This is a genomic window from Holdemanella porci, from assembly GCF_009696075.1.
GTDB classification, from domain to species: Bacteria; Bacillota_I; Bacilli_A; order Erysipelotrichales; family Erysipelotrichaceae; genus Holdemanella; species Holdemanella porci.
The window spans coordinates 1-2210 of record NZ_VUMR01000106.1 but is presented as its reverse complement, the minus strand read 5'-3'; the positions used below and the strand labels follow the sequence as shown (position 1 = coordinate 2210).

2 protein-coding genes are annotated in these 2210 nt (G+C 33.2%); both read right to left on the bottom strand.

Annotation, left to right across the window (positions count from 1 at the left end):
- Positions 1 to 152: 152 nt before the first annotated feature.
- A complete protein-coding gene (locus tag FYJ55_RS11370; RefSeq protein ID WP_268234156.1) occupies positions 153 to 278 on the bottom strand; it encodes a hypothetical protein in 126 nt (41 codons plus the stop codon).
- 302 nt (positions 279 to 580) lie between these two features.
- A complete protein-coding gene (locus FYJ55_RS11435) occupies positions 581 to 2080 on the bottom strand; it encodes a two-component system response regulator (protein ID WP_326831874.1) in 1500 nt (499 codons plus the stop codon).
- Positions 2081 to 2210 lie beyond the last annotated feature (130 nt).

Sequence of the window (2210 nt, the reverse complement as noted above, 5' to 3'; positions counted from 1 at the left end):
AAGAAACGCTAATCTGTCGATGTTTTTAATATTGCCTTCTCAACCCATAAAAAAAATCGGAAATTCTTTAATAGAGTTTCCGATTTTGTTTATTTAAGCCATTTTATTTTTCATGCGTAACTACTAACATAATGCTTCTTACTTACGCTTTTCTATTTTAATTTCCATAACCCATCAACAACACCACAAGTTCGAACACTTTTGATGGCAACATCGATTACATCCATATTTGTGCCAAGAAACAAGAACAGCCACCCATGTAAAAACAATTTCTGCACAATTTATTCATCATTTGGTTACAGTATAGTTTTTATCACAACTAAAATGATTGCCAAGAAAGTGACATTTGTAAAGCAATCTAAGAACACTCATGACTTTAGTTATAAGATGAATTAGATTGGTAGATGTTAGGATAAATAATTAAAAAATGAATATAGTGCTTTAATTTAATATACATATGTTACAACATGAATGCAAAACATTGGTTTGTGGTATTCGCAATCGCATCTACTTTTAATTTTGTGATATCTTAACGTATGATTTTTAATGGCAAAATCTCTTAAACAAGAAAAGAGCTTAATCAAGCTCTTAGTTTCTCAATAAAATCTTCTTGTTTTAAAGGCTTTGAATAATAGAAGCCTTGAATCATATCACAATGCATTTCTTTTAAACAATCCCTTTGTTCTTTACTTTCAACACCTTCGGCAACAACCTTCATATCCAGTCCATGACCTAAATCAATGGCTTGTTGCAAAATTTTCTTTCCACGCACTTGATCTATATAATCAATCAAGCTCTTGTCTAATTTTACAGTGCTAAAGTTCAACTCATTTAAAGATGTCAGTGAAGAATAGCCTGAACCAAAATCATCCATGTGAAGCGTAAATCCTGCATTCACTAATTGATCTGTAATTTCAAGAATCTTCTCTGAATACAATGTTGCAGATTCCGTTAATTCAATTGGAACACATTCAAATGGAATTTGTTTCTGATTCACAATATCCACATAATGCTCCACGACATCATTAAAAAGAATACTGACACGAGAAAGGTTAACCGAAATAGGAACCATAGGAAGTTTGTTTGCCATTCTTTCTTTTTGGAACTGACAAACATTCTCAAATACATATTCATCCAAATGAACAACTAATCCATCACTTTCAAACAATGGAATAAAGGCTCCAGGTGAAATCAATGTACCATCGGGTTTTTGCCAACGAACCAAAGCCTCTGCACCCACAATATTTTCTGTATTCACATCATACTTTGGCTGATAATACACCTTGAATTCTCTATTCGCAATCGCAGATTTAAAGTCATTTTCCATTTGTCTTTGTACTAACTGCTTTTGATTCATTTCATCTGTATAAAAGGCCACATTGGTCTTAAAATCTTTGGAGATACTCTTTTCTGCCATCAATGCACGGTCACAAATAATAGGAATAGAAAGATTTGTATCTACATCTTCATAAATACCCACTTTGATACGAATATTTGGTATGGGTGCTTCTTCGGCAATTTTATTTATGTTCCTGTTGATTCTTTCAACATCCATCTTAACTTTACTATGGAACAATCCTAACAACTGATCTCCTTCATAACGCGTCAACAAGCCATTCTTCACATAATATCGAAAGGCATTTGAAAGGTAAACCAATACTTCATTTCCTTTCTTTGTGCCATATGTACCATTGATCAATTTAAAATCCGCAACATCTAGGATAACCACATTAAACTTTTCTTCCGTCATAAAATGTGTAAATGTTCTTGCGTGATGATAAAAGGCTTGTCTTGTATATAGACCTGTCAATTCATCTTTTTCAATAGCGGCCAAAGTCATGCTTGATTCTCTAAGTTTGATTACACTATCGATTCGACTCTTCACAATTAGCGCATTATAGGGCTTAGTGATAAAATCCACAGCACCTAGACTTAAACACTTTAATTCATCTTCTTGCGAGTTATTTCCAGTTGTCACAATAACGGGAATACTTGCCAACAAGGAATCGGATTTTTGGCGTGATAAGAATTCAAAGCCATCACAAACAGGCATCACCACATCCAATAAGATAAGTGATATATCTTGGCTTAACTAGCAATTTGGTGACTTTGCTATAATTCTTCTTTTTATCACTTACACGAATAACCACTCGTTTTTCAAATCCTTTAAGCGAGTGATTTTATAGATGTTTTTCAATCTAAGTAGTACG